Annotated in this window: 23 protein-coding genes; 20 read left to right on the forward strand and 3 right to left on the reverse strand. The window is 72.0% G+C overall.

Annotated features, from left to right (window positions below):
* Positions 1-2 precede the first annotated feature (2 nt).
* Together BLA60_RS00395 and BLA60_RS00400 are read left to right on the forward strand one after the other, a co-directional pair.
* Positions 3-944, forward strand: coding sequence for a DUF389 domain-containing protein (locus tag BLA60_RS00395; RefSeq protein ID WP_075130653.1), 942 nt, complete (start codon positions 3-5; stop codon positions 942-944).
* Between the two features lie 190 nt (positions 945-1,134).
* Entirely contained in the window at positions 1,135-2,277 is a 1,143-nt protein-coding gene (locus BLA60_RS00400; protein WP_245811769.1) for an aminoglycoside phosphotransferase family protein, read from the forward strand.
* 4 nt (positions 2,278-2,281) lie between these two features.
* Here the strand turns inward: BLA60_RS00400 and BLA60_RS00405 are convergent, their stop codons facing one another.
* Positions 2,282-2,866 carry a hypothetical protein gene (locus BLA60_RS00405; protein ID WP_154814036.1) on the reverse strand — a complete coding sequence of 195 codons (585 nt, stop codon included), beginning with the start codon at positions 2,864-2,866 and terminating at the stop codon, positions 2,282-2,284.
* Positions 2,867-2,972: 106 nt separating this feature from the next.
* On the opposite strand from BLA60_RS00405, the gene BLA60_RS00410 reads away from it, so the two are divergent.
* From BLA60_RS00410 to BLA60_RS00445, 8 genes are all read left to right on the forward strand, one after another.
* Positions 2,973-4,334 carry a replication-associated recombination protein A gene (locus BLA60_RS00410; protein WP_075131406.1) on the forward strand — a complete coding sequence of 454 codons (1,362 nt, stop codon included), beginning with the start codon at positions 2,973-2,975 and terminating at the stop codon, positions 4,332-4,334.
* A gap of 119 nt (positions 4,335-4,453) precedes the next feature.
* Complete coding sequence (locus BLA60_RS00415) at positions 4,454-4,864, forward strand: DUF948 domain-containing protein (protein WP_075130656.1); 411 nt, start codon at positions 4,454-4,456, stop codon at positions 4,862-4,864.
* The gene (locus tag BLA60_RS00420) at positions 4,861-5,196 is read left to right on the forward strand and encodes a hypothetical protein (RefSeq protein WP_075130657.1); all 336 of its coding nucleotides are present in this window, start codon (positions 4,861-4,863) and stop codon (positions 5,194-5,196) included. Before BLA60_RS00415 ends, BLA60_RS00420 begins: the two co-directional genes overlap by 4 nt.
* A gap of 74 nt (positions 5,197-5,270) precedes the next feature.
* Entirely contained in the window at positions 5,271-7,940 is a 2,670-nt protein-coding gene (gene alaS, locus BLA60_RS00425; RefSeq protein ID WP_075130658.1) for an alanine--tRNA ligase, read from the forward strand.
* Between the two features lie 99 nt (positions 7,941-8,039).
* Entirely contained in the window at positions 8,040-8,525 is a 486-nt protein-coding gene (ruvX, locus tag BLA60_RS00430; RefSeq protein WP_075130659.1) for a Holliday junction resolvase RuvX, read from the forward strand.
* Entirely contained in the window at positions 8,522-9,718 is a 1,197-nt protein-coding gene (mltG, locus tag BLA60_RS00435) for an endolytic transglycosylase MltG (protein WP_075130660.1), read from the forward strand. Before ruvX ends, mltG begins: the two co-directional genes overlap by 4 nt.
* Positions 9,708-10,637, forward strand: a complete 930-nt coding sequence (locus BLA60_RS00440; RefSeq protein WP_084734501.1) for a shikimate dehydrogenase — start codon at positions 9,708-9,710, stop codon at positions 10,635-10,637. Before mltG ends, BLA60_RS00440 begins: the two co-directional genes overlap by 11 nt.
* Positions 10,638-10,646: 9 nt before the next feature.
* Positions 10,647-11,246, forward strand: a complete 600-nt coding sequence (locus BLA60_RS00445) for a GrpB family protein (RefSeq protein ID WP_075130662.1) — start codon at positions 10,647-10,649, stop codon at positions 11,244-11,246.
* Between the two features lie 3 nt (positions 11,247-11,249).
* On the opposite strand, the gene BLA60_RS00450 is transcribed toward BLA60_RS00445, so the two are convergent.
* Positions 11,250-11,897: a prepilin peptidase gene (locus BLA60_RS00450; protein WP_084734502.1), complete on the reverse strand. Its 648-nt coding sequence runs from the start codon at positions 11,895-11,897 to the stop codon at positions 11,250-11,252.
* 114 nt (positions 11,898-12,011) lie between these two features.
* Between BLA60_RS00450 and aroC the strand changes: the two genes are divergently transcribed.
* Genes aroC through BLA60_RS00485 form a run of 7 tightly spaced genes read left to right on the forward strand, consistent with a single transcriptional unit; the run spans position 12,012 to position 18,992 of the window.
* Positions 12,012-13,199 (forward strand): chorismate synthase, encoded by a 1,188-nt coding sequence (gene aroC / locus BLA60_RS00455; protein WP_075130663.1) that lies wholly within the window; start codon positions 12,012-12,014, stop codon positions 13,197-13,199.
* A gap of 3 nt (positions 13,200-13,202) precedes the next feature.
* Positions 13,203-13,730 (forward strand): shikimate kinase, encoded by a 528-nt coding sequence (locus BLA60_RS00460; protein WP_154814037.1) that lies wholly within the window; start codon positions 13,203-13,205, stop codon positions 13,728-13,730.
* Between the two features lie 45 nt (positions 13,731-13,775).
* Positions 13,776-14,912 (forward strand): DNA glycosylase AlkZ-like family protein, encoded by a 1,137-nt coding sequence (locus BLA60_RS00465; protein WP_084734503.1) that lies wholly within the window; start codon positions 13,776-13,778, stop codon positions 14,910-14,912.
* Between the two features lie 23 nt (positions 14,913-14,935).
* The gene (gene aroB / locus BLA60_RS00470; protein WP_075130666.1) at positions 14,936-16,030 is read left to right on the forward strand and encodes a 3-dehydroquinate synthase; all 1,095 of its coding nucleotides are present in this window, start codon (positions 14,936-14,938) and stop codon (positions 16,028-16,030) included.
* Between the two features lie 52 nt (positions 16,031-16,082).
* The gene (aroQ, locus tag BLA60_RS00475; RefSeq protein ID WP_075130667.1) at positions 16,083-16,511 is read left to right on the forward strand and encodes a type II 3-dehydroquinate dehydratase; all 429 of its coding nucleotides are present in this window, start codon (positions 16,083-16,085) and stop codon (positions 16,509-16,511) included.
* Entirely contained in the window at positions 16,508-17,404 is an 897-nt protein-coding gene (locus BLA60_RS00480) for a GNAT family N-acetyltransferase (RefSeq protein WP_075130668.1), read from the forward strand. Before aroQ ends, BLA60_RS00480 begins: the two co-directional genes overlap by 4 nt.
* A 55-nt stretch (positions 17,405-17,459) precedes the next feature.
* Positions 17,460-18,992, forward strand: a complete 1,533-nt coding sequence (locus BLA60_RS00485) for a glycoside hydrolase family protein (RefSeq protein ID WP_075130669.1) — start codon at positions 17,460-17,462, stop codon at positions 18,990-18,992.
* A gap of 20 nt (positions 18,993-19,012) precedes the next feature.
* Here the strand turns inward: BLA60_RS00485 and BLA60_RS00490 are convergent, their stop codons facing one another.
* On the reverse strand, positions 19,013-19,429 hold the full coding sequence (locus tag BLA60_RS00490; protein WP_075131408.1) for a B-4DMT family transporter: 417 nt from the start codon (positions 19,427-19,429) through the stop codon (positions 19,013-19,015).
* Between the two features lie 37 nt (positions 19,430-19,466).
* Here BLA60_RS00490 and BLA60_RS00495 point away from each other — a divergent pair, with 37 nt between their 5' ends.
* Genes BLA60_RS00495 through nusB form a run of 3 tightly spaced genes read left to right on the forward strand, consistent with a single transcriptional unit; the run spans position 19,467 to position 21,578 of the window.
* Positions 19,467-20,564 (forward strand): M24 family metallopeptidase, encoded by a 1,098-nt coding sequence (locus BLA60_RS00495; protein ID WP_075130670.1) that lies wholly within the window; start codon positions 19,467-19,469, stop codon positions 20,562-20,564.
* 31 nt (positions 20,565-20,595) lie between these two features.
* Complete coding sequence (gene efp, locus BLA60_RS00500) at positions 20,596-21,159, forward strand: elongation factor P (RefSeq protein WP_075130671.1); 564 nt, start codon at positions 20,596-20,598, stop codon at positions 21,157-21,159.
* Complete coding sequence (nusB, locus tag BLA60_RS00505) at positions 21,159-21,578, forward strand: transcription antitermination factor NusB (protein ID WP_075130672.1); 420 nt, start codon at positions 21,159-21,161, stop codon at positions 21,576-21,578. The genes efp and nusB overlap by 1 nt, the downstream gene beginning before the upstream one ends.
* Positions 21,579-21,633 lie beyond the last annotated feature (55 nt).

Raw genomic sequence — 21,633 nt, forward strand, 5'->3', positions numbered from 1 at the left:
GCGTGCTGCACCTCCGGGTGATCAGCCCGCCGGAGCAGACGGACAAGGTCCTCGAACAGCTCACGACCCACCCCGGGGCCACGCACCTCGTGCTGAACCGGGGCGCCGCGATCGCGCCCGCCGGTGACCTGATCGAGGCGCTGGTCGCCAGGGAGGCCGCCGACGACCTGCTCGGCTCGCTGTGCCGGCTGGACATCGACCACACCGGCGGCATCACCCTGGAACCGGTCGACACCGCCCTGTCGGACGCCGCCGACCGGGCGGAGGAGGACGCGCCGGGCGACGCCGCCGACGCCGTCGTTTGGGAGGAACTGCTCACGCGCACCGGCGAGGAGTCCCGGCTCAACGGCGCCTACCTCGCGTTCCTGTCGATCGCGTGCCTGCTCTCGGCCGTCGGTGTGATCATCAACTCACCGGTGACGATCGTCGGCGCGATGGTGCTCGGCCCGGAGTTCGGGCCGCTGGCCGCGCTGGCCGTCGGGCTGGTGCGGGCCAGGTGGGACCTGGTGCGCCGGGCGCTGGTCGCGCTGGCGGTCGGCTTCCCGGTCGCGATGGCGATCACCGCGCTGGGCACGCTCATCGGCAACGCCGCCGGGCTGTTCGACACCAGTGTGCTGACCGGTCGGCACGACGTGGACTTCGTCTACCAGGTCGGCCCGTGGTCGCTGATCGTCGCCGTGCTCGCCGGGGCGGCCGGGATGCTCGCGATGACCTCGGCCAAGTCGGCGGCGCTGGTCGGCGTGTTCATCTCGGTCACCACCGTCCCGGCCGCCGGCTATGCCAGCGTCGCGGCGATTCTCGGCGAGTGGGCCCGGTTCGTGGAGTCGACGAGACAACTCGGGATCAACTTGCTCGGTATCGTCGCGGCAGCGGCGATCGTCCTGTTGTTGCGCAGGGCGACCTGGAGGTCACAGGACGTTGGCCGACCGTTGCCGAACGGGTGACCAGGAGGTTTCTCGACCAGTCGCAACGTGCTCGAAATGACAACGTTCCCTTTATTTGTCCCCGGAATGCTGGCTACTTGATCGATGGACACGACTACGGTCGGTGCCAGGAGCGGGAGTAGGGTCTGAGGAGATGAGTGTGGAAACCGCCGCTGACCCGCCGGCTATCGGTGGCGAAGCGGATCCAGAGGTGTTGGCGACCGTGGTCGCGGCGGAGTCTGTGCTCAGCCGCCGGTTCGGCGCGAAGATCCAGTTGATCGAGCCGGAAGACCTCGGTGGCAGTGAACGATCCGTCGTGGTGCGGGTCCGGGTCTCGACGAGTCCGTTCTCGCTGCCGCGCACGATGGTGCTGAAACGCTACCTCGGACCACCCGAGGGCCACAGCGACAGCTTCGTCCGCGAGGCGGCCAGCTACCAGCTGTTCACCGCCCTCGCCTCCGAGGACCGGATGTGTCCCGAGCTGTTCGCCCACGGTTCGGACAGCCGGCTGGTCGTGCTCGAGGACCTCGGTGGCGCCCCCACCCTCGCCGACAAGCTGCTCGGCGACGACGCGCGGGCCGCCGAGCGCGCGCTGCTGTCCTATTCGCGGTCGCTGGGCCGGCTGCACGCCACCACCGCCGGCCGCGAGGCGGACTTCGACGCGCTTCAGCGCCGGCTCACCCCGCCCGACCTCAAGGACCCGCTCGCCGTCGACGGCGCGGCGGCCCTGGACGAACTGCCGGCGCTGCTCGCCGACGAACTCGGCCTGCCCACCACCCCGGCGACGCTGGAGTGCGCCGAGCGCGGCCGCCAGCTGCTGGACAACGGGCGGCACCGGGCGTTCAGCCCGTCGGACTCGTGCCCGGACAACAACCTGATCACCACCCGTGGCGTCCGGTTCCTGGACTTCGAGGGCGGCTGCGTGCGCAACGCGATCTTCGACGCCGCGTACCTGCGGGTGCCGTTCCCGTCGTGCTGGTGCCCGTTCGCCCTGCCGGCGGGCATGACCGACGCGATGCTGGCCGCGTGGCGGGCTGAGGTGCGGGTCGTGTGGCCCGACTTCGACGACGACGCGGTGTTCGCCTCGCTGCTGCTCGACGCCCAGCTGTTCTGGGTGTGGCTCAGTACCTGGCAGCACTTCACCCGCCCGGACGCCGCCAGGACGCACTCGTCGAGCCTGGTGCACACGCCCCGGGCGAGCCAGGTTCTCCTCGACCGCTGGCAGCAGCTCGCCGAGGCCGGCGCGGCGGCCGGACTCGACCCGGTCGCCGAGCACGCGTCGCTGACCCACGCCGCGCTGCGCAAGCGCTACGACGCCAGCCAACCGCTGCCGCTGTACCCGGCCTTCCGCTGACCGGTCAGTTCTTGGTGAACCGCACGTGCTCTCCGGCGAGTGAGCGCAGGTCGCGGACGGTCTCGTCGAGCGAGGTGTCCTTGTACTGCTCGGAGATCGCGATCGGGGAACCGAAGGTGATGGCCAGGCGCCGCATCCGGCGGTCCTGCGCCCCGTCCAGCGCGCCGGACAGCTCCTTGCTGACGGTGTCGGTCAGACCGAAGGTCAGGTAGCGCGCGGTCGCCTTGCGGCGGCCGTGCCAGGTGTGCAGCGCGATGCCCTGGACCTCCGACCAGTCCAGCCGGACCGAGGCCGGTCGCAGGAAGCCGCCGGTGCGGACCCAGACGTGCTCGTCGTCGGCCGCCAGCGCCGGGCCGAACGCGATCTCGGCGCGCAGCCCCAACAGCTCCAGGACGAACCCGAGCAGGCAGAGCACGCCGACCACGCCCCACACCCCGATCGGGGTGCCGGTGGCGATCACGCCGAACACGGCGATCACCGTGGTCACCCCGAACGTCACCAGCGTGAACATCTGGCCGCGGGTCGCCGCGCGCCGGTCCGGGCGGACCACCAGGGAGACGTCGTCGGGTATCCGGCTCGTTCGCTGCACGGCCGCAGCGTAGCGGGAGGGCCGGTGCCGATCCGCTGACGACGGCGCTGGCGGGCGTCGTCGTGCCGGCACAGGCGTGTCGGGGCTGCCGGGTAGCGTCGAAACCGTGGACGACGGGCACGACCTTCAACTCTTCGACGAACCCCGGGCGCAGGCGCACCCGGGTGGCAGTGCGCGGCTCGCCGCGAACGCGCCGCTGGCCGTGCGCATGCGCCCGGCGGCGCTGGAGGAGGTCATCGGCCAGGACCACCTGCTGGGCCCGGGCGCCCCGCTGCGCCGGCTGGTCGAGGGTGCCGCCCCGGCGTCGCTGCTGCTGCACGGCCCGCCCGGCACCGGCAAGACCACGCTCGCGATGCTCGTGTCCAGCGCGATCGGCCGGCGGTTCGTCGCGCTCTCGGCGCTCTCGGCCGGGGTCAAGGAGGTGCGGGCGGTCATCGAGGAGGCGCGCCGGCGGCTCACCCACTCCGGCGAGTCGACCGTCCTGTTCATCGACGAGGTCCACCGGTTCTCCCGCACCCAGCAGGACGCGCTGCTCGGCGCGGTCGAGGACCGGATCGTGCTGCTGGTCGCGGCCACCACGGAGAACCCGTTCTTCTCGGTTGTGGCGCCGCTGCTGTCCCGGTCGCTGGTCCTGCAGCTGCGGTCGCTGGGTGAGGACGACGTCCGTGAGCTGGTCCGCCGCGCGATCGCCGACGAACGCGGCCTGGCCGGCACGGTCACCCTGGAGCCGACGGCCGAGGACCACCTCGTCCGGCTGGCCGGCGGCGACGCGCGCCGCGCGCTCACCGCCCTGGAGGCCGCCGCCGACTCCGCGCTGGCCACTCGCGACGGCGCGATCGACCTGGCCACCGTCGAGTCGACCGTCGACAAGGCGGCGGTGCGCTACGACCGCCAGGGCGACCAGCACTACGACGTCGTCAGCGCGTTCATCAAGTCGATCCGCGGGTCGGACGTGGACGCCGCGCTGCACTACCTCGCGCGGATGATCGAGGCGGGGGAGGACCCCCGGTTCATCGCCCGCCGGCTGGTCATCCACGCCAGCGAGGACGTCGGCATGGCCGACCCGACCGCGTTGCAGACCGCCACGGCCGCCGCCCAGGCCGTCCAGTTGATCGGCCTGCCGGAATGCGCGCTCAACCTCGCCCAGGCCACCGTGCACCTGGCCACCGCGCCCAAGTCCAACGCGGTCACCACGGCGATCTCGCAGGCCATGGCCGACGTGCGGGGCGGGGCGACCGGTGCCGTGCCGGCCCACCTGCGCGACGGCCACTACGCCGGCGCGAAGAAGCTGGGCAACGCCGTGGGCTACCGGTACCCGCACAACGTGCCGGAAGGCGTGCTCGAACAGCAGTACCCACCGGACGAGCTGGTCGGCCGGGACTACTACGAGCCGACCCAGCGCGGCGCGGAGCGCGCGGTGGCCGAACGGCTGCCCCGGTTGCGCCGCGCGATCCGTGGTGGACGGTGAGCGCGGACGTGAGCGCGGACGTGAGCGCCGCGCGCCCCGGTGATCCGGGAAGGCCCTCGTCGTAGCCGCGCGGTAACCTGACGCGCAATCCACGATGTTTGGCACCCTTAGGAGGGCTCGTGTCAGCAGGGCAGCTCGCCGCGCTGATCGCGGCCGGCGCGTTCGTACTGCTCGTACTGCTGCTGGCGATCCCGTTGATCAAACTCGGGCGCACGCTCGACGAGGCCACGATCGCGATTCGCAAGGCCCACACCAACTCCGACCCGTTGTTCGACGAGGCCAACACCGCGTTGACCCACGTCAACACCCAGCTCGAACGGGTCGACGGCATCACCGCCAACACCCAGGCCGTCACCGGCAACGTCTCCGCGCTGACCTCGGTGTTCACCGCGACGCTCGGCGGTCCGCTGGTGAAGGCCGCCGCGTTCTCCTACGGGGTGAGCAAGGCGGTCAAGGCCCGGCGCAGGACCAAGGAGATCGGCGAGGGCAAGCACGCGCGGCGCGGGAAGCGGCGAGGAGGCCGCACGTGAGGCGCCTTTTCTGGCTTGGAGTCGGCGTCGCCGCCGGCGTAACGTTGTCGAAGAAGGCCAAGGAGACCGCCCGCGCGGCCACCCCCGCCGGCATCGCCGGCAACCTCGGGGAGGCCATGCGCGAGCTGGCCGGGGCGATCGGCTCGTTCGGCGCCGACGTCCGGGCCGGGATGGTCGAACGGGAAGAGGAGCTGTCCGACGTGGTCGAGGAGCGGTCGGGGATCACATCCCGGGCCCGTCACGCGCTACCGGCGCGCGACGAGGCGCGCTCGGACCGGCCCGCACGGCGCGGTGGCGCCGCCGACGCGCGAGCTCGCCGGGCGGGCAGCTGACCCGCGCCCGTGCGGCGCGCCGCTGTCCGCCGTGACCGGAACTCCGTCGCTTCGACACCTTCCTAGGACCTACCGTGCAGACACACGAGATCAGCAAGCGATTCCTCGATCACTTCAAGTCGGCGGGGCACACGGTGGTGCCCAGCGCCTCGCTCATCCTCGACGACCCGAACCTGCTGTTCGTCAACGCGGGGATGGTGCAGTTCAAGCCCTACTTCCTCGGTGAGGAGCCGACGCCGTACCCGCGCGCGACCAGCGTGCAGAAGTGCGTGCGCACCGGCGACATCGACGAGGTCGGCAAGACCACCCGGCACAACACGTTCTTCCAGATGGCCGGGAACTTCTCGTTCGGCGACTACTTCAAGGCCGGCGCGATCGAGCACGCGTGGCAGCTGGTCACCGGCAGCCAGTCCGACGGCGGCTACGGCTTCGACCCGGAACGGATCTGGGTGACGGTCTACAAGACCGACGACGAGGCGATCGAGCTGTGGCGCAAGATCGCCGGTCTGCCGGACGAGCGGATCCAGCGCCGGGGCGGCAAGGACAACTACTGGGACATGGGCGTGCCCGGTCCCGGCGGCCCGTGCTCGGAGATCTACTACGACCGGGGTCCCGAGTTCGGCCGGGAGGGCGGTCCGGTCGCCGACGAGGACCGGTACCTGGAGATCTGGAACCTGGTCTTCATGCAGGACGAGCGCGGTGAGCTGTCCCCCAAGGAGGACCACCCGCCGATCGGCACGCTGCCGGCGAAGAACATCGACACCGGCATGGGCATCGAGCGGGTCGCGTTCCTGCTGCAGGACGTGCACAACGTCTACGAGACCGACCTGGTGCGGCCGGTGATCGCCAGGGCGGAGGAGATGTCCGGGCGCCGCTACGGCGTCGACCCGGTCGACGACGTGCGCTTCCGGGTGATCGCCGACCACGCGCGCAGCGGCGTGATGCTGATCGGTGACGGCGTGACGCCGGGCAACGAGGCGCGCGGGTACGTGCTGCGCCGGCTGCTGCGCCGGATCGTGCGTTCGGTGCGGCTGCTGGGTGTGAACGAGCCGGTGCTGCCGGAGTTCGCGGCGGTCGTGCGCGACACGATGGGCCCGTCCTACCCGGATCTGGTCAGCGACTTCGAGCGGATCGAGTCGGTGGTGCGGGCGGAGGAGGAGACCTTCCTCTCGACGCTCACCAGCGGCTCGCGGATCTTCGACGTGGCGGCGGCGGAGACCAAGCAGACCGGTGGCACGGTGCTCTCCGGCGACCAGGCGTTCCAGCTGCACGACACCTACGGGTTCCCGATCGACCTGACCCTGGAGATGGCGGCCGAGCAGGGTCTGAAGGTCGACGAGGACGGCTTCCGGCGGTTGATGACCGAGCAGCGGCAGCGGTCCAAGGAGGACGCGGCGTCCCGCAAGGTCGGCCACGGCGACGGCGGGGCGTACCGCTCGATCCTCGACAAGCACGGGGTCAGTGACTTCCTCGGCTACCGCGACCTGACCACCGAGGCGACCGTCGTCGGCCTGCTGGTGGACGGCGCGTCCGCGGTGTCGGCCGGCGCGGGGACCGACGTCGAGGTCGTGCTCGACCGCACGCCGTTCTACGCCGAGGGCGGCGGGCAGCTCGCGGACACCGGCCGGATCGTCGGCGACGGCTTCGAGGTTCAGGTGCGGGACGTGCAGTCGCCGGTCGCGGGCCTGAACGTGCACCGGGGCACGGTGGCCTCCGGCGAGGTCCTGCTCGACGCGACGGTCAACGCCGAGGTCGACCCGACGCGCCGCCGCGCGGTGTCCCGGTCGCACTCGGCGACCCACCTGGTGCACGCGGGCGTGCGCCGGGCGCTGGGCACCCAGGCGGCGCAGGCGGGTTCGCTGAACGCGCCGGGCCGGCTGCGGTTCGACTTCACCTCGCCCGGCGGCGCGGTGCCGGCGAGCGTGCTGGCCGACGTCGAGGACGAGGTCAACGACGTGCTGCTCAACGACTACGACGTGCGGGCGGAGATCACCACGCTCGACGAGGCGCGCAAGTCGGGTGCGATCGCGTTCTTCGGCGAGAAGTACGGCGAGAAGGTCCGTGTGATCACCATCGGCGACTACTCGAAGGAGCTGTGCGGCGGCACGCACGTGCACCGCTCCGGCGAGATCGGCGTGGTGAAGCTGCTGTCCGAGGCGTCGATCGGGGCGGGGGTGCGCCGGGTCGAGGCGCTGGTCGGGCTGGACGCGTTCCGGTTCCTGGCGCGCGAGCACGTGCTGGTGGGTCAGCTGGCCGAGCAGTTCAAGGTGCGCCCGGAGGAGCTGCCCGAGCGCATCGGCCAGACCGTCGAGCGGCTGCGCACGGCGGAGAAGGAGCTGGAGAAGCTGCGTGGCGCGCAGCTGCTCTCCTCGGCGGGCACCCTGGCCGACCAGGCAGAGGACGTCGGCGGGACGGCGCTGGTCGCGGTGGCGACCCCGGACGGCATCGGCGGCAACGACCTGCGGGCGCTGGCCGGCGAGGTGCGCAACCGTCTCGGCGGTCGGCCGGGTGTGGTCGCGCTGTTCTCGGCGGAGGGCCCCAAGGTGAGCTTCGTGGTGGCGACCACGGCGGCGGCCAGGGACCGTGGGCTGGCGGCGGGCAAGCTGGTGCCCTCGTTCGCGTCGGCGGTCGGTGGTCGCGGCGGCGGCAAGCCGGATCTCGCGCAGGGCGGCGGAACGAACGCCGAGGGCATCCCCGAGGCGGTCACCGCGCTGCGCCGGACGTTGGCGGAGGGCTCCGCGTGAGTCGTGCTCCCCGGTGTCGCGGACGGCGTTCATGATCGTGACAACACTCACGTTCGTGCCGGTCGCGACGCAGGGGCGCCCCGGCGCCGGTGAACCCCGATGACCGAGCCTGACCGGCCGGGTTCCGACGATCCGGGTCCGGGTCGCCGACTCGGCGTCGACATCGGCTCCGTGCGGGTGGGGGTCGCGCTGAGCGATCCCGCTCCGGTTCTCGCGACCCCACTGGTTACGCTGTCTCGCGATGAGCGCACCGGCACGGATCTCGACCAGCTGGCTGAGCTCGTCGTCGAGCACGAGGTGGTCGAAGTGGTGGTCGGTTTACCGAGGACGCTGGCGGCCCGTCACGGCAAGGCCGCAGCCGGAGCGGTGTCCTACGCACGGCGGTTGGCCAGGCGGGTACGTCCGGTACCCGTCCGGTTGGCCGACGAGCGGCTCACCACTGTCAGTGCTACCAAGATGCTCAGTGATCGCGGGGTTCGCGGGAAGCGGCAGCGGGCGGTTGTCGACCAGGCGGCGGCCGTCGAGATCTTGCAGGCCTGGCTGGACGGGCGGGCACGGCTCCTGCCTCCGGAGGCACGCCAATGAGCAACGACGACCTCGACCTGTTCGACCCGCACACCGACCGCAGGCAGCCGGTCCGTAGACCGAAGAAGCGCAAGAAGCGCCGCACGGTCCTGTGGGTGAGCATGGGTGTGCTGCTGGTGCTGATCGCCGGCGGTGGGTACTACGGCATCCGGCAGATCGTGGACATCGGCAGCTACGACGACTTCTCCGGTGCGGGGGAGAGCGACGTCGTCATCCGGGTGAAAAAGGGTGACTCCACGGGTGACATCGCGTCGACCCTGGTCGACGCCGGTGTCGTCGCGAGTTCCAGCGCGTTCGTCGCGGCGTCGGAGACCGACGGCCGGGTTCGCCAGGTCCAGCCCGGCTACTACGTGATGAAGACGAAGTCGTCCGGAGAGGCCGCCGTCGGCCAGATCGTCACCCCCGAGGCGCGGGTCGGCAACCTGCAGATCAAGCCGGGCACCCAGCTCCACGACATCACCAAGACCGACGGCGGGGTCATCCCCGGTGTCGTCTCGCTGATCGCCACGGCCTCCTGCGCCGAGCTGAACGGCGAGAAGACGTGTGTGGAGGCCAAGCAGCTGTGGGCCACCGCCGAGAAGGGCGACCTGGCCAAGTTGGGCGTGCCGGACTGGGCCCAGGGCCCGGCCAGCAGGGCCACCCCGCAGCGCAGGCTCGAAGGCCTGGTCATGCCGGGCGTGTACGACGTGCGTCCCGGTGCCACGGCCGACGAGCTGTGGAAGGAGCTCGTCACCGACTCGGCCACCCGTATGCAGGCCGTCGGTATGCCGAACGTCGCCGAGGAGACCGGCTTCACCCCCTACCAGGTGCTGGTGATGGCTTCCCTGATCGAGCGCGAGGCCATCGAGAAGGACTTCGGCAAGATCTCCCGCGTGACGTACAACCGGCTGATCGAGTCCATGCCCCTGCAGTACGACTCGACGGTCAACTACGTTCTCGATCGCCCGACGATCCGCACCGACTCCTCGGAGCGCGCCAAGCCGGGCCCGTACAACTCCTACCTGAACACCGGCCTGGTCCCGACCCCGATCTCCTCACCGAGCGAGAACGCGCTCAAGGCGGCGGTGACGCCGGAGAAGGGCGAGTGGCTGTACTTCGTCCGGTGCCAGACCGACGGCTCATCGTGCTTCGCGGCGACCCACGACGAGCACCGGCAGAACGTGAGGGAAGCCGAGGCAAGGGGTGCCTACTGACCCGGCCACCGGCCCCACGCGGGGGCCGGAGCCGGGAGCGGGGCATGCCTCGGCCGCACACCCCGTCCCCGGCCCCCGGCGGGCCGCGGTGGTCGGCTCGCCGGTCGCGCACTCGCTCTCACCCGTGCTGCACGGCGCCGCCTACCAGGCACTCGGCCTGACGGGCTGGACCTACGAGCGGCTCGAGGCGGCCGCCGACGCCCTGCCCGCGCTGGTCGAGTCGCTCGACGACGCCTGGGTCGGCCTGTCCGTCACCATGCCCGGCAAGCAGGCGGCGCTGGCCCACGCCGGGTCGGCCACCTCGCGCGCGGTGGCCGTCGGCGCGGCCAACACCCTGGTGCGGGACGGCACGGGCTGGCGTGCCGACTGCACCGACGTGGACGGCGTCACCGGCGCCCTCCGCGCGGCCGCGGGTTTCACCTCCTCATCCACCACCTCCTTCGGTGTCGTACTGGGTGCCGGCGGCACGGCCTGTGCCGCCGTCGCCGGACTCGCGGACCTCGGTGTCCGGTCGGTTCGCGTGGTGGCCCGCGAACCGGCCAGGGCCGAGCCGGTCCTCCGGTGTGCCTCGGAGCTCGGGGTCACCGCTGAGGTGACCCGCTGGTCCGAGGCCGATCTCGGCGCGCTCGCCGACGAGGCGGACGTCCTCGTCAACACCGCGCCCGCCGCCGCGATCGCGTCGTGCGTCGGCGACCTGGCCAGGGCCGCGCACGTCCTCGACGTCATCTACCACCCGTGGCCCACGGCGCTGGCCGAGGCGGTCGCCGCCCGGGGCGGGCGGTTGGCGACCGGCCTGGACATGTTGCTGCACCAGGCATTCGGCCAGGTCGAGCAGTTCACCGGCCTGCCGGCGCCGCGTGCGCGGATGCGGGCGGCGCTGCGCGCGGCGACCGGTGAGATCCTGCCGCTGCCGCTCTAACCTTGGGTCATGGTCCAGAAACGCAAGGTGGAGAACGGTACGGACGAGGAGTACCTACGAACGGTCACGATCGGGGAGTTGAGACCGCACGAGATCAAGGTCGTCCTCGAGGACTACGACCCCCGCTGGCCCGAACGGTTCGAGGAGAACCGGGCGTTGATCGTCGGCGCGCTGGGCGACCGGGCCCTCGCCGTCGACCACGCGGGGTCGACCTCGGTGCCGGGCCTGCCGGCCAAGCCCGTCATCGACATCGTCCTGCAGGTCGCCGACAGCGCCGACGAGTCCAGCTACGTCCCGGACCTGGAGGCCGTGGGGTACGTCCTGCGGATCCGTGAGGCCGACTGGCTCGAACACCGCGTGCTGTACCGGCGGGTCGAGCACGGCGCCCCGCACAACGTCAACGTGCACGTGTTCTCCCCGAGTCGGGCCGCGGAGGAGATCGCGCGGATGCTCGGCTTCCGTGACTGGCTGCGCACCCACGACGAGGACCGTGACCGGTACGCCGCGACCAAGCGGGAACTCGCGGCCAGGGACTGGAAGTACGTCCAGGGCTACGCCGACGCCAAGTCGGAGATCGTCGAGGAGATCCTCGCCAGGGCGATGGGCTGACGGTCATCGCGTCCCCAGCGCGGTGCCGGGGAACAGCGCGACCAGGCTGGTGGCGGCCAGCAGTCCCGGGCCGTGCGGGACGCCCTCACGCCACCGGCGCGGCCCGGTCACCCGGAGCGCGAGCGTCAGTACGGCGGCCAGTGCCGAGGCCAGCATCATGGCCGGCCAGCCGACCGCGCCGAGCACCCCGCCGAGACTGCCGGACAGTTTGACGTCACCGGCGCCGAGCGCTCCCGGGCTGGACAGGTGGACCGTGGCGTGCACGACGCCGAAGACCACCGCCCCGACCAACGCCCCGGTCGCCAGGGACCAGCCGCCGCCGGCGGAGGCGGCGACCGCGACGGCGGCGCCGAGCGCGGGATAGGCAGGCAGCGTCAGTGCGTCGGGCAGCCGGCGGTGGCGCAGGTCGGTCGCGGTGAGCAGGACGGCGAACCAGGTCAGGGTCAGGGGAACCGGTAGCCACCAGGCCGGGACGGCGCCGGTGGAGGCCTGCCACCCCAACGCGGCCCACGGTGGTCCGACACCGGCGATCAACCATCCACTATGGATGGTCGTGCCCCGGCGGAGGGTCGCCAGCAGGCGACGGCCGGCGAGACCGGCCACCAGGCCGGCCACGGCGAACAGGATGGTTACGAACGGTGATTGCATCATGGCGTTATGTTGCGGTCGCGTCGCGCGGGTTGGCAAGCGGATTCGGGGAAAAAAGATTGTTTGCTCGGATTGCCTGAAGAAGGGTCGGTCCCCCCGACGTGGCAGGATTGACGGGTGCTGCGTTGGATCACCGCTGGGGAATCACACGGACCTGCCCTCGTCGCCGTGCTGGAAGGCATGGTGGCCGGAGTCGAGGTCACCACGGCCTCGCTGGGCGAGCAACTCGCCCGTCGCCGTCTCGGGTTCGGTCGTAGCCCGAGGATGGGGTTCGAGACCGACGCCGTGGAGTTCCTCGGCGGCGTGCGACACGGCGTCACCCAGGGTGGCCCGATCGCCGTGCGGATCGACAACGCGGAATGGCCGAAGTGGTCGAAGGTCATGGCCGCCGACCCCGTCGACCCCGACGAGCTGGCCGGCCTGGCGCGCAACGAACCACTGACCCGCCCCCGCCCGGGCCACGCCGACCTGCCCGGCATGCAGAAGTACGGCTTCGACGAGGCCCGGCCCGTGCTGGAGCGGGCGAGCGCGCGGGAGACCGCGTCGCGGACCGCGCTGGGGACCGTCGCCAGGGCCTTCCTGCGCCAACTCCTCGAGGTCGAGGTCATCAGCCACGTCGTGTCCATCGGCCGGGCCGAGGCCCCCGACGGCCCGCCGCCCCAGCCGGGCGACCTGGCGGCCATCGACGAGAGCCCGGTCCGCGCCTTCGACCCGGCCGGGACCGAGGCGATGGTCGCCGAGGTCGAGGCGGTCAAGGAGGCCGGCGACACCGTCGGCGGCGTGATCGAGGTGATCGCCTACGGCCTGCCACCCGGCCTGGGCTCGCACGTGCACTGGGACCGGCGGCTCGACGCGCGGCTGGCCGGCGCGCTGATGGGCGTGCAGGCCATGAAGGGCGTCGAGGTCGGCGACGGGTTCACCACCGCGCGCCGGTGGGGCAGCGAGGCGCACGACGAGATCGACCGCGCCGACGGAGTCACCGGGGTCAGCCGGCGGTCCAACCGGGCCGGTGGGTTGGAAGGCGGCATCACCAACGGCGAGCCGCTGCGGGTGCGGGTCGCGATGAAGCCGATCTCCACCGTGCCCAGGGCGTTGTCCACCGTCGACGTGCGGACCGGTGAGCCGGCGGTGGCCATCCACCAGCGCTCGGACGTGTGCGCGGTCCCCCGGGCCGGCGTGGTGCTGGAGTCGGTGGTCGCGCTGGTGCTGGCCGAGGCGGCACTGGAGAAGTTCGGCGGTGACTCGCTGGCCGAGTCGCGGCGCAACGCCGAGTCGTACCTCAAGGACCTGCGGGAGCGGTGGTAGAGCGTGAGTGAGCGTGTGAATGGGCCGGTGCTGATCCTCGTCGGTCCGCCGGGGTCCGGGAAGAGCACGGTCGGCCGGCTCGCCGCAAAGCGACTCGGCGTCGACTTCCGCGACTTCGACGACGACATGGAGGCCGAGCACGGGCTGCCGGCCGGCGAACTCGTCGTCAGCCTGGGCAGGGAGAAGTTCCAGGAGTCGGAGCGGGAGCTGCTGGCCGGTGTCCTGCCGACGTTCACCGGGGTGCTTGCCCTCGGCGGCGGCACGCCGACCGCGCCGGGCGTGCCGGAACTGCTCGAACCGCACCACGTGGTGTTCCTCGATGTCGAGCTGGAACACCTGTTGCGTCGCGAGGGGCTCGTGCCGCTGCACCCGTGGCTGATGCCCAACCCCCGCGCCCACCTGCGGGAACTGCTCAACCAGCGCCGTCCGGTCTACACCCGGGTGGCGGCCGCGACGGTGCCGACCAGCGGCCGGGAGCCCGACGAGGTGCTCGCCGACGTCCTGGCCACCCTGGAGTTGTCCACAGACTGAGCGACGGGTCCTGACACTGTCGGTGTTCTCCGGTACATCTGGTGCATGGCAGTTGATCTGGACCGACGCGACGTGCTGGCCCACCGGGTGGCGGCCCAGGGCCTGCACGGCGTCGCGTCGGTCGGCGAGCTGGACGTCCTGACCCTCGGCCTGCAGGACTCGCCACCGGGGTCGGCCGGGCTCGGCCTTCGTCAGCGCATCGCCCATGGTGCGCCGGATCAGCCTGACCTGGTGCTCGCGATGACGGTGCGGGGCTCACCGCACCTGCACCGGCGGGCGGACCTGCCGCTGTTGCGGGCGGCGCTGCGTCCCGGGGACAACGAGATGCTCCGTGCCTTTCTCGGCGGGTACGGCGACGAGCTGATCGCCTCGGGAGCGGACGGACCGGCGCTGCTGGAGACGGTGGCGCGACGGCTGCGGGAGGTCTTCCCCGGCGGGACGGTCACCAAGGGCGAGTTGTCGGGCGCGGTCAGCCCGTCGTTGCCCGAGGTGGCCAGGCCGTGGTGCCCGGGCTGCGGCACCGCACACGTGGCCGAGGGACTGTTCCGGTTGGGCACGCTCTACGCCGGTATCGAACTGGAGCCGGGCGGTGGCCGGCGCCAGCGGTTCCGGCTCGGGCCACCGCCGGCGGACCCCGGCGACGGCGACGCGGCGCTGGTCGAGCTGCTGCGGTCCTACGCCCTGCTGGCCGGCCCGGTGACGTTGGGCGATCTGCTGGTGTGGCTGGACACCAGATCGGTCACCGCGCCGCCGGCCTGGCTGAAACCGGCGTTCGACGTGCTGGGCGACGAGCTGGTCCCGGTCCGGGTCGCCGGCGCCGACGGCACGGTGTTCGCCCACGCCGAGACCGTCGCGACGGTCTCCGGTGCGCCGGACCCACCACCCGCGCTGTTGCTGCCGGCGCGGGACGCGTTGGTCCTCGGTCACCGGTCGTTCCTGGTACCGGAGCGGTCGGCGGCCAAGGCGGTGTGGCGGGCGGTCGGCAGCCCGGGTGTGGTCGTGGTGGCCGGTGAGGTGTCGGGCGTGTGGCGGGCCCGGCAGAGCGGGCGGACGCTGCGGCTCACGGTCGACGCGCACCGGGACCTGACGGCCGGGGAGCGCGCGGCCGTCGAACGGCAGGCGGGCGTGGTGGCCCAGGCGCGTGGCCACTCCGGCAGGACGGAGGTGGTGTGGGACGGGTGATCCAACGGTGACATGCTCGGCGCATGAGTGATCAGGCGAGCGGACCGGTGCGGATCGAGGTCGCGACCGGTCGGCCGTACGTGGTGACGGTCGGGCATGGGCTCGGGGACCAGTTGGTCGAGGCGGTCGCCGGTGCGCCGAAGGTGGCTGTGGTGCACCCGCCGACGCTGGCGACCGAGGCGGGGGCGATGCTGGGCCGGTTGCGGGCCGCCGGCGTGGACGCCCAGCCGGTCGCCATCCCGGACGCCGAGGCCGGCAAGACGCTCGCGGTGGCGGGTGCCTGCTGGGACGCGTTGGCCGCGATGGGCATGGACCGTGGTGGTGTCGTGGTCGCCTTCGGTGGCGGGGCGGTCACGGACCTCGGCGGTTTCGTCGCGGCCTCCTGGATGCGCGGGGTGCGGCTGGTCAACGTGCCGACCACCCTGCTCGGGATGGTGGACGCCGCGGTCGGGGGGAAGACCGGCATCAACATCGACGCCGGGAAGAACCTCGTCGGGGCGTTCCACGAGCCGAGCGCGGTGCTGGCCGACCTCGACTCGCTGCGCACCCTGCCGCGTGCCGATCTCGCGGCCGGCATGGCCGAGGTGATCAAGGGTGGGTTCATCGCCGACCCGGTGATCCTCGACCTGGTGGAGGCCGACCCGGTGGCCGCGCTCGATCCGGACGGCGACGTCCTGGCCGAGCTGGTCCGGCGCAAGATCCAGGTCAAGGCCGACGTCGTGGCGGCGGACCTGCGTGAGTCGAACCTGCGCGAGATCCTCAACTACGGCCACACCCTCGGTCATGCGATCGAGCGCCGCGAGGGCTACCGGTGGCGGCACGGCGCGGCGGTGAGCGTCGGGCTGGTGTTCGCCGCCGAGCTGGCGCGTGCCGCCGGCCGGCTCGACCAGGCGACCGTCGACCGGCATCGTGCGGTGCTGTCCTCGATCGGGCTGCCGACCGGGTACGAGGCCGGGGCGTTGCCGGAGCTGGTGTCCGGCATGCTCGGGGACAAGAAGACCCGCGCCGGGGTGCTGCGGTTCGTGGTGCTCGACGGCCTCGCGCGGCCGGGGCGGCTCGAGGACCCCGACCCCGACCTGCTCACCGCCGCCTATCGCGCGGTGTCTACAAAGGACTGATCGGGTGTCGGCTACGGTTGTCGCCGGACGGACCACAAGGGAGGGCAAGGCCATGAAGGTGTTGGTGCTCAACGGACCCAACCTCGGCCAGTTGGGTACGCGGGAGCCGCACGTCTACGGCTCGACCACCTACGCCGACCTCGTGGAGCTGTGTGTCGCGACCGGACGGGAGCTCGACCTCGACGTCGAGGTGCGCCAGACCGACCACGAGGGCGAGATGCTCGGCTGGCTGCACGAGGCCGCCCGGAACTCGACCCCCGTCGTGCTCAACGCCGGGGCGTGGACGCACTACTCGATCGCCGTGCGGGACGCGTGCGCCCAACTCACCGCGCCGCTGGTCGAGGTGCACATCACCAACGTGCACAAGCGGGAGGAGTTCCGACACCACAGCTACATCTCGGCCGTCGCCAGTGGCGTGATCGTCGGGCTCGGCGTCGACGGGTACACGCTGGCACTGCGGTGGATCACCACCACCGCATGACCATCCTGCGCACCCCGAGACTGGTCCTGCGTCCCCTTGGCGTTGAGGACACCGCCGCCGTCGCCGCCCTGTTCGGTGACCCCGAGGTCACCCGCTTCCACGGGGACGACCTCGACAACCCCGACCGGGTCACCGCCATGATCGACCGCCGGCTCGGGTACCGAGGGCCGCGGGGGACCGGCGACTGGGTGTTCACACGGGACGGACAGGTCGTCGGGATCGGACACGTGCGGGTGTCGACCGAGCTGCCCGGCGGGGTGATCGAGGTCGGCTGGTACCTGGCGAGCGGGCACTGGGGGACCGGGCTGGCCGAGGAGGCGGCCCGGGCGCTGGTCGACCACGCCCACCACACGCTCGGCGCGCCGGTCGTGTTCGCCCTGGTGCACCAGGACAACGACCGTGGCCTGAGGTTCGTGCGGCGACTGGGTTTCCACGACGTCGGCCGGGGCGAGCACTACGGGGCGACCCACCGCGTGCTGGTGAGTCCCCGGCCCACGGGCGGTGTGCACCACGTCGAGCTGTGGGTGGCGGACCTGGCCACCGCGGAGAAATCGCTGGGGTGGCTGCTGGTCGAACTCGGCTGGCGGGAGTACCAGCGCTGGGACCGGGGCGTGAGCTGGCGGCTCGGGTCGACCTACGTCGTCGTCGAGGATTCTCCCGACCGGGTGGGCGAGGTCCACGACCGTCGGCGGCCGGGGTTGAACCATCTGGCCCTCCACGTCCGTACCAGGACAGAGGTTGACCGGATCACCGCCGCCGCGGCCGGCCACGGGTGGCGACTGATGTTCGCCGACCGACACCCCTACGCCGGCGGACCGGACCACTACGCGGCCTACCTGCATGACGACGCGGGGTTCGAACTCGAACTGGTGGCAGCTGATCACATGGCGTAATCGTTACACTAGGCAAGGATCTCGATGGGGCTACCTTTCGGAGGACACGTCCACGATGCGCGTTACGCACCGTCGAAGATCGGCCGTGGTGTCCGCTCTGCTGCTCGGAATGACCCTGGTCGCCGGGTGTACCGCGAGCGAGGCCTCACCGCCGACCAACGGGCCGGCGATCGACGTCCTGCCCGGTAAGGAAGCCTCGCCGTCGGCGCAGCCCCAGGACACCGACCCCGAACCCGTCGTCCTCACCACGGCCCGGGGCCGTGCGAGCTCCGGCACCATCGCGGCGGGCGGCGGGGACGCCCCCTACAACTACGCTCCGTCACTGCTGCTGGACCGGGGCAAGTACCGGATGTGGTGGTGCAGCCAACTCGGCATCGCCAACCCGCCCGGTGACGACATCCTGCTGGCCGAGTCCACCAGGATCGACGGCGGCTTCCGTGGCCCGGACGGCAGGGCCGCCACCCCCGTGTTCTCCGGCCGCCCCGGCGGGTTCGACGGCATGCACACCTGCGACCCGTCGGTCATCCGCGTCGGCGCGACCTACTACCTCTACTACACCGGCGCCGCCGGCGACCACGCCCTCGGCAACGCCATCGGCCTGGCCACCAGCCCCGACGGCCGGGTCTGGACCAGGGCCAACAGCGGCAAACCGATCGTCGGCGCCGCCCGCGACGTGAACAACGGCAACACCTACGGCGCTGGCCAGCCCTCGGTGCTCTACCTCGCCGGCCAGTTCTACCTGATGTTCACCGACACCACCGGCGAGTACACCGGGCACAACGGCGCCGGCCAGTTCGTGCTCCGCTCGCCGGACCCCAACTTCCAGACCAACGTCCAGGCGTTGGCGCCCGGCGGTTTTCGGGACGTCACGAACACCGGCGAGCGGCTGCGCTCGATCGTCGACGCGTTCAGCGCCGACTGGATGTGGGTGGACTCGCTGGCCGCGTTCGCCATCGCCCACGAGACCCAGGACGGCACCACGATCACGTTCTGGGACCTGAACTTCCGCCACCAGCCCTACGAACCGGTCCTCGTGCCCGGAGTCTGGCGGGAGGGCCCCGGCCTGGTCCGCCGGCCGGACGGGCACGCCCCGGTCTCGCGCGACGACCCGTGCGGCACGGTCTCCATCGACCTGGTGCGGGCCACGCACCAGGGCCGCTTCGGGCCGTCGAACCTGCGCCACTTCGGCCTGGACGTCGTCGGCTTCAACGCCTGCGAGAACGAGGGCCGCGCGCTGCTGGCGCTCGACGGTTTCGCGATGCCCTCACCGCAGCGCACCATCGACCTGGTCGTCGACGGCACCCTCGTGCGGATCGACCGCCGCTCGGTGGCCGAGAAACTCGCCATCCGCATCCTCGACGAACCGGTGCCCGCCCTGGCGAAGGCCGAGGTCGCCGCCCGCCTGAAACCGGGCGCAGAGGCCAGGCGAACCCCGAACCGTGGCGTCGCCTTCCTCATCGACGACCGTCTCTGGCCGGTGAACTCCGAGGAGGTCCCGGCACTGAACTCCTCGGCCGTGCTGGACATGCCCGAACAGGAGTGGGACGCCTACGACAGCGGCCCCGACCTGCTCGGCCCACCCCGCTGACCGCTCAGACCGCGGACCGCTCAGGCCTCGGCGTCGTCGGTGCGGTGTGAGCGGCCGATCCACCGGCCGGCCAGCAGACCGACGCCTGCCGGGACCAGCACCAGCAGCGCGACGAACGCCGCGCCGCCGGTGACCGCGGCGCCGAGGTCGGCCACACCGGACTGGTCGACGAAGCTCGCCTTGCCGACCACGCCGAGGATCGCGCCGCCCAGGCCGGCGACGAGCGCCGCGAGCACCCACGCCCGGCCGCGGTCGGGGACCTCGCGCCAGCTGTCGACCGCGCCCCAGACCGCGGCGACGCCGACCAGGACCCCCAGCGTCAGTGCCTCGAAGACCGTGCGGGACGTCGGGTTGTGCACCCCGAAGTCCGTCCGCACCGTCTCCGCCACCGCGTGCACCACGGCCAGCGCCGCGCCGCGTAGCAGCCAGGTTCGCATCGCCACAGCGTAGGCCCGCCCTACTACAGTCGCACCTATGCCCGACAACCACGCCCGGCGCCGCACGGCGCTGCGAACCCGGCTGCGCGAGCGTGAGCTGGACGCCCTGCTCGTGGTCGACCTGCGCAACGTCCGCTACCTGACCGGATTCACCGGGTCCAACGCCGCCCTGCTGGTGCACGCCGACGACGACGAGCGCACGGTCCTGTGCACCGACGGCCGCTACCTCACCCAGTCCGCCCAGCAGGTGCCCGACCTCGAGCGGCTCATCGAGCGGCCGTGCCCGCCGGCGCTGGTCGAGCGCGCCGCCGCGAAGGGACTGCGGCGCACCGGGTACGAGAGCCACCGGGTCACCGTCGACGAGCTGGACGTGCTGCGCGCGGCCGGCGGCGAGGACGCGGTCGAGCTGGTTCGGGCCTCCGGGCTGGTCGAGCAGCTGCGCGTGGTCAAGGACGACACCGAGATCGAGGCCCTGCGGATGGCCTGCGCCGCCGCCGACCGTGCGCTCGCCGACCTCATCGAGCACGGTGGTCTGCGGCCCGGCCGCACCGAGCGGGAGGTCGCCCGCGAACTGGAGGGCCGCATGCTCGACCACGGCGCCGCCGGCCCGTCCTTCGAGTCGATCGTGGCCACCGGGGCCAACTCCGCCGTGCCCCACCACCGGCCGACCGACGCCGTGTTGGCGGCCGGTGACCTGGTCAAGCTCGACTTCGGTGCGTTGGTCGACGGGTACCACTCGGACATGACCCGCACCTTCGTCCTGGGTGCACCCGCCGACTGGCAGCGCGAGCTGTACGACCTGGTCGCCGCGGCGCAGGCGGCCGGCCGGGCGGCGCTGCGGGTGGCCGCCGACGTCCGCGACGTCGACGCGGCGGCGCGCGGCGTGGTGGAGGACGCGGGGCACGGCGAGCGGTTCCTGCACGGTCTCGGTCACGGCGTCGGCCTGGAGATCCACGAGGCCCCGGCGCTGGCCAAGACGGGTGAAGGTAAACTGTCCGCCGGCATGGCAGTCACCGTGGAGCCGGGCGTGTACCTGTCCGGCAGGGGCGGAGTCCGCATCGAGGACACGCTCGTCGTGCGGGACGGCGATCCAGAGCTTCTCACGCTGACGACCAAGCAGCTCGTCGTCGTGTGACCCCGTTGCGAGTACAGGAGATTACTATCCCGTGGCTTCCACCAACGACCTGAAGAACGGCCTGGTGCTCAACCTCGAAGGGCAGCTGTGGGCCGTCGTGGAGTTCCAGCACGTGAAGCCGGGCAAGGGCCCGGCCTTCGTGCGCACCAAGCTCAAGCACGTGCTCACCGGCAAGGTCGTCGACAAGACGTTCAACGCCGGTATCAAGGTGGACACCGCCACCGTCGACCGCCGCGAGATGACCTACCTGTACCAGGACGGGTCGCAGTACGTCTTCATGGACGGCGAGACCTACGAGCAGATCCACATCGACGGTGACGTCGTCGGGGACAACGCCCGGTTCCTGCTGGAGAACCAGACCGCCGTGGTCGCCACCCACGAGGACTCGCCGCTGTTCATCGAGCTGCCGACCTCGGTGGAGCTGATCATCCGGCAGACCGACCCCGGTCTGCAGGGCGACCGGTCCACCGGCGGCACCAAGCCGGCCACGCTGGAGACCGGCGCGGAGATCCAGGTCCCGCTGTTCCTGTCCACCGGCGAGAAGGTCAAGGTCGACACCCGCGACGGCCGTTACCTCGGCCGCGTCAGCTCCTAGTGGGCGCGCGCAGCAAGGCTCGCAAGCGCGCGGTCGACATCCTCTACGCGGCGGCGCTGCGCGACACCGATCCGCTGGTGCTGCACGCCGAGCGCACCGCGGTGGCCGAACACCCGCCGCCGGACGACTACGCCACCGTGCTGCTCGAGGGTGTGGTCGCCCATCGCGAGCGGATCGACGAGCTGCTCACCGAGCACGCCGAGGGCTGGACGCTGGACCGCATGCCGTTCGTGGACCTGGCGATCCTGCGCCTGGGCGTGTACGAGCTGCTCTGGGCGCAGGACGTCCCGGATCCGGTGGCGATCGACGAGGCCGTGCAGCTGGCGAAGTCCCTGTCGACCGACGACTCGCCCCGGTTCGTCAACGGGGTCCTCGGCCGGCTGGCGACGATCGCCGACCAGCTGCGCGCCACCCTCTAGTTCCGGGCTCGACTCCCGGTGTGACCTCCGACGTCAGGACGGAAAACCGCGCGAG

This window comes from Actinophytocola xinjiangensis (assembly GCF_001921215.1).
GTDB classification, from domain to species: domain Bacteria; phylum Actinomycetota; class Actinomycetes; order Mycobacteriales; family Pseudonocardiaceae; genus Actinophytocola; species Actinophytocola xinjiangensis.

What these genes read in the sequence shown, in the direction of transcription:
- ruvX (WP_075130659.1), top strand. Translation starts at nt 8,040, where the DNA reads ATGACCGAGCCTGACCGGCCGGGTTCCGACGATCCGGGTCCGGGTCGC.
- mltG (WP_075130660.1), top strand. Translation starts at nt 8,522, where the DNA reads ATGAGCAACGACGACCTCGACCTGTTCGACCCGCACACCGACCGCAGG.
- BLA60_RS00445 (WP_075130662.1), top strand. Translation starts at nt 10,647, where the DNA reads ATGGTCCAGAAACGCAAGGTGGAGAACGGTACGGACGAGGAGTACCTA.
- BLA60_RS00450 (WP_084734502.1), bottom strand. Translation starts at nt 11,897, where the DNA reads ATGATGCAATCACCGTTCGTAACCATCCTGTTCGCCGTGGCCGGCCTG.
- BLA60_RS00465 (WP_084734503.1), top strand. Translation starts at nt 13,776, where the DNA reads ATGGCAGTTGATCTGGACCGACGCGACGTGCTGGCCCACCGGGTGGCG.
- aroB (WP_075130666.1), top strand. Translation starts at nt 14,936, where the DNA reads ATGAGTGATCAGGCGAGCGGACCGGTGCGGATCGAGGTCGCGACCGGT.
- aroQ (WP_075130667.1), top strand. Translation starts at nt 16,083, where the DNA reads ATGAAGGTGTTGGTGCTCAACGGACCCAACCTCGGCCAGTTGGGTACG.
- BLA60_RS00480 (WP_075130668.1), top strand. Translation starts at nt 16,508, where the DNA reads ATGACCATCCTGCGCACCCCGAGACTGGTCCTGCGTCCCCTTGGCGTT.
- BLA60_RS00485 (WP_075130669.1), top strand. Translation starts at nt 17,460, where the DNA reads ATGCGCGTTACGCACCGTCGAAGATCGGCCGTGGTGTCCGCTCTGCTG.
- BLA60_RS00490 (WP_075131408.1), bottom strand. Translation starts at nt 19,429, where the DNA reads ATGCGAACCTGGCTGCTACGCGGCGCGGCGCTGGCCGTGGTGCACGCG.
- BLA60_RS00495 (WP_075130670.1), top strand. Translation starts at nt 19,467, where the DNA reads ATGCCCGACAACCACGCCCGGCGCCGCACGGCGCTGCGAACCCGGCTG.